Source organism: Kaarinaea lacus (genome assembly GCF_975902315.1).
Genome location: NZ_CDLKIE010000184.1, coordinates 1 through 4,008, shown reverse-complemented (window position 1 = coordinate 4,008; position 4,008 = coordinate 1). Strand labels below are relative to the sequence as shown.

5 protein-coding genes and 1 pseudogene are annotated in these 4,008 nt (G+C 42.1%); 4 read left to right on the top strand and 2 right to left on the bottom strand.

Annotation, left to right across the window (positions count from 1 at the left end; all coding sequences use genetic code 11):
* Together hemW and ACWVCM_RS05345 are read right to left on the bottom strand one after the other, a co-directional pair.
* On the bottom strand, positions 1 to 635 hold a 635-nt coding region (hemW, locus tag ACWVCM_RS05350; RefSeq protein WP_455200686.1), incomplete at its 3' end, for a radical SAM family heme chaperone HemW.
* A 136-nt stretch (positions 636 to 771) separates the two neighbouring features.
* Positions 772 to 1,569, bottom strand: a complete 798-nt coding sequence (locus ACWVCM_RS05345; protein WP_455200685.1) for a choice-of-anchor N protein — start codon at positions 1,567 to 1,569, stop codon at positions 772 to 774.
* Positions 1,570 to 2,185: 616 nt separating this feature from the next.
* Here ACWVCM_RS05345 and ACWVCM_RS05340 point away from each other — a divergent pair.
* From ACWVCM_RS05340 to ACWVCM_RS05325, 4 genes and pseudogenes are all read left to right on the top strand, one after another.
* On the top strand, positions 2,186 to 2,521 hold the full coding sequence (locus ACWVCM_RS05340) for a hypothetical protein (RefSeq protein WP_455200684.1): 336 nt from the start codon (positions 2,186 to 2,188) through the stop codon (positions 2,519 to 2,521).
* Between the two features lie 206 nt (positions 2,522 to 2,727).
* Entirely contained in the window at positions 2,728 to 3,330 is a 603-nt protein-coding gene (locus ACWVCM_RS05335; RefSeq protein WP_455200683.1) for a c-type cytochrome, read from the top strand.
* 169 nt (positions 3,331 to 3,499) lie between these two features.
* On the top strand, positions 3,500 to 3,700 hold the full coding sequence (gene thiS, locus ACWVCM_RS05330; protein WP_455200682.1) for a sulfur carrier protein ThiS: 201 nt from the start codon (positions 3,500 to 3,502) through the stop codon (positions 3,698 to 3,700).
* A gap of 120 nt (positions 3,701 to 3,820) precedes the next feature.
* Positions 3,821 to 4,008: pseudogene (locus ACWVCM_RS05325) on the top strand (hypothetical protein); the annotation flags it as partial.

Here is a 4,008-nt window from a genome sequence, read left to right as displayed (position 1 = left end):
GGCTGCGCATAGTAAAAGGTATTAGGTTCTATGGTTAACTGGTAATACGAAAGATGTTCCGGCGCCAGCACCATAGCCTGGTTAACATCTTGAAGCGCCTGCTCGATTGTCTGAGCTGGCAAGCCAAACATCAAATCCAGATTTATATTGTCAAATTCCGCTTTTCGGGCAAACTCATAGGCATTCAATGCCTCATGTGAACAATGTATACGCCCCAGAATTTGTAGATGTTTGTCATCGAAGCTTTGAACGCCTATGGATAAGCGGTTAATGCCCGTTTCACGAAATCCTTTAAATTTCTCATAGTCGATAGTCCCTGGATTGGCTTCCATGCTTATTTCAGCATTGGCACTGAGCATCACTCGCGCGCGCAACTCCGAAAACAATCGGTCATAAAATTCTGGTGATAAAACACTTGGCGTACCACCCCCAATAAATACACTCTGAATCCTTCGCCCCCAGATAAGCTGTAAATCCTGCTCCAGGTCTCGCAATAGAGCCTGCAGGTACTGCTCCTCGGGTACTCCGCTGTCTTTGATCGCATGGGAATTAAAGTCACAATAGGGGCATTTCTGCACGCACCAGGGTGTGTGTATATACAAGGAAAGTGGTGGGGCTGTGGAAAGATTTAACATGATTTAAAATTGGACTGGAGACGCCAGAGCCACTTATACAACAATTATCACACTTAAAACAAATAATTAAACAAGCCAAACAAAAAGCCCTGCGATTGCAGGGCTTCCAATTAGACATTTTAGATTAGAAAAGTTTTTAGTGCTGTAATTTCTTTCTCAACCCAAAACCTAACAGGCCTAAACCTAGCAGGAACGCTGTACCAGGCTCTGGAACTTTAGTACAACAACCTGTCTGTGCATCATGTGAAAAAGGTGCAAAGTCTACCAGATTGTGTGGAGAAGGATCACCATTGGTTTTAACCAGGGTTGGATCTACTGCATATAAATCAAAGTGAAGATCAAATCCTTCTGCTAAGTTGCTCATATCGATATTAAATGTGTCGAAATACATGGTTGAAACACCGGCAGCACAAGCTGACGGATCTTGAGGACCAATTCCCGGGTTATCCTGCACGTTATAGTCACAGGAAAGATCGGTACTGTTAAAACTTACTGAGATTTCCTGATAAAAAGTATCGTAGATACTATGTCCACCGATATCTTTTAGAAACGCATCTACCGGAGGCGTACCGTAAGTCATACTTGCAGTTTGGTAAGTGGTACCATCAACAATGATAGACCCGTAGTCTCCGGCGATACTGGTCTTAGGTGTGAGCGCTATTGATAAATAGAAATCAACATCAGTATTTCCCAGAATGTCATCTAAACTGATGCCATTTGGGCCGGTCGCTTTTCCATCTGGATTTGCGTATGCATAGAGGGAGAAACTACTATCGCTAGTAATTATTGATTCTTTGAATGGCTCCGCGCAGGTCTCGTCGCAATATGTACCCCCAGCTATGTCTAGTTGCAACGTAGGGATCGCGTTCGCGACGTTAGTCATTGCTAGTAAGCCAAGACTTCCCAACAATGCGTACAATCTGTTTGTGTTCATAAAACTAAACCTTTAGAAGATAATTTTAAAATTCTTAACCTGTATACTTATCATACAGCAACATCTGTACCAATACTTTTTCTCGCATATTATCAATAAGATACAGTGATCACTGTAATAACTGTAAATTTTTTCGACAAGTGCTGACAATCACGAAATTGAATTTATTTTAATCAATCAGCAACTTGGGGGGATACAAAGCTCATTGACGTTGTAGCACAAACTATTTACCTGATATTGCGTAAGCTTTTCCGACACCTGTAAACCTTTTTACTTTCAATACGTTAATAATAAGTCGTGCACTTATTAATCATTAATACTACTAATAAGCAATCTCTAACTTTCTGATTTATATAGATTATTAAAATTAATGCCAACACCTTAACTTAGCTTCTAATCTACCAATACCCCTCAATGCTCCGCCCAACCACATCACTTGAACAGACACCAGTTGTCTTCATTAGCGGCTACTACCAACCTACTCCAGACGCTTAAAAATTCCGTTATTTTGTCGCTAATAGTAGGTAATCCATTTTAAAACACTGGTATAAATTCGCTGAGCTATATAGCTATTGAGCTTTATTTGTGCGAGCGGCCAAACTCAACAGGAAAGAATATGAAAATATTAATACTTGTGGCCATGCTTTCAGCCGTTAGTGGCGCCTCATATGCCCAACCAATTAAATTTTTAGAAGAAAAAACCGCGTTCTGTTACTCCGAAACAGCGTTGAGCAAATACCTGGAATTTGCGCAAAATACGAACCTGGATGGCATGAATCAACTGGTGTTAAAGGGCAAATGCGATTTCGTCCCAGAAGGTGAAGTCGTGCGACTAACAGACTATCGTATTGATTCCATCGGTAATATGAAAGTCCTTGAGTTTGAAATAGACAATCTCACGGTATGGACCTTTAATGCCCTGGTGCAAACTACCGATTTCAGCAACTTGTAGTCATTAATTCCCGGAATTGATAACTATATCGCGCTTTCCCGGTGTAGTTAGCGCTTGAAACAGTCGCTACTTATTTGCTATGTTATTGGAAACCATAATACTTATAAGCCTACCTGGCAGTTGTACTTCCAATATCCATATCCGAAGCAATACCTTCTTGATAACTATTGGCTTGCCCTTCGCTAGCCAGCAATTTGGAGTTCGTTATGCGTAATGCTTACTTAATATTTTTGTCAGGCTTATTTGTATTTTTATTGTCTGGATGTGGCGATAGTGAAGAAAACTCGAACCAGAGCGCGCCTTACTTCAATGATCTTGGGACTCCCACAGTAGCAGCGGGCGATACCATGAATTTCACAGTGGTCGCTACTGACCCCAACGATATGAACATTACCCTAACTTACGATGGCACATTAGGGCCGTATGCTAATCCATTCAACGCAGGCGCGACCTTTAACGAAACAACAGGGGTATTTAACTGGGTTACAGACGCAAACGATGTTGGCGATTATAGCGTACGATTCACTGCAACGAACGATGCCGTTCCGCCTTTAACAACTCACAAGCAGTTGACTTTACGTATAGAGGCCGTGCCTACTAATACAAGTTCAGGCGAAACACTCTACATCCAGAACTGTCAATCCTGCCATGGTGTTAATGGTGCCGGAGGAAGTACGTTTGGCGTACAATGTTCTTCCGCTATCACTATTACTGAAGCACTGAATCTTAGCGCCATGAGTGGTATCTCGTTAACAACACCGGAAATCCAGGATATTGCTAATTTTTTGCAAAGTTTTCCAGATTGTTAATAATCGCATTTTTTGCACTTACCATTAGCATAGAAAGCTTTACTTGAAGTACAAAAAACCCGCCATCGGCGGGTTTTTTTTATTTCTATGCATCATTTTGAAAATATCTTAAAATTGCTGTCTATTGAATATGATTGCAACACCACGTACTAAAAACACGTATTAAGACATGAACATCCAGCTCAACGGCGATACCCAACAATTCGACGATAATCTCACCGCGGCGCAACTGGTTGAAAAACTGGGTTTACAGGGCCGGCGCATTGCCATGGAAGTTAACCAGGAAATCGTGCCTCGCAGCAGCTATGCGACGTACCAGCTGCAGGAAAACGACAATGTCGAAATTATTCATGCGGTTGGTGGTGGCTAAGCAAGACTGGTTAAATAACAGTCATCCTCTGTTCGGATCACCACTCATTGACCGACTTGTTGTATAATTGTGCGCCTGAGCAATTCCTTATTTAACTTCTAAATACCAGTAGAGAACCCTATGCCAGATTCAATTCCAGTATCCGACGTGGACGATACCTTGTTTGTTGCCGGAAAATCCTACCAGTCACGCCTGTTAGTGGGCACCGGTAAATACAAGGACATGGACGAAACCCGCGATGCCATCGAGGCCAGTGGCGCTGAAATTGTCACAGTAGCCATTCGCCGAACCAATATAGGCCAGAATCC

Excerpts from the sequence above, each read along its gene's own strand:
- ACWVCM_RS05345 (WP_455200685.1), bottom strand. The coding sequence starts at position 1,569 with ATGAACACAAACAGATTGTACGCATTGTTGGGAAGTCTTGGCTTACTA.
- ACWVCM_RS05335 (WP_455200683.1), top strand. The coding sequence starts at position 2,728 with ATGCGTAATGCTTACTTAATATTTTTGTCAGGCTTATTTGTATTTTTA.
- ACWVCM_RS05340 (WP_455200684.1), top strand. The coding sequence starts at position 2,186 with ATGAAAATATTAATACTTGTGGCCATGCTTTCAGCCGTTAGTGGCGCC.
- thiS (WP_455200682.1), top strand. The coding sequence starts at position 3,500 with ATGAACATCCAGCTCAACGGCGATACCCAACAATTCGACGATAATCTC.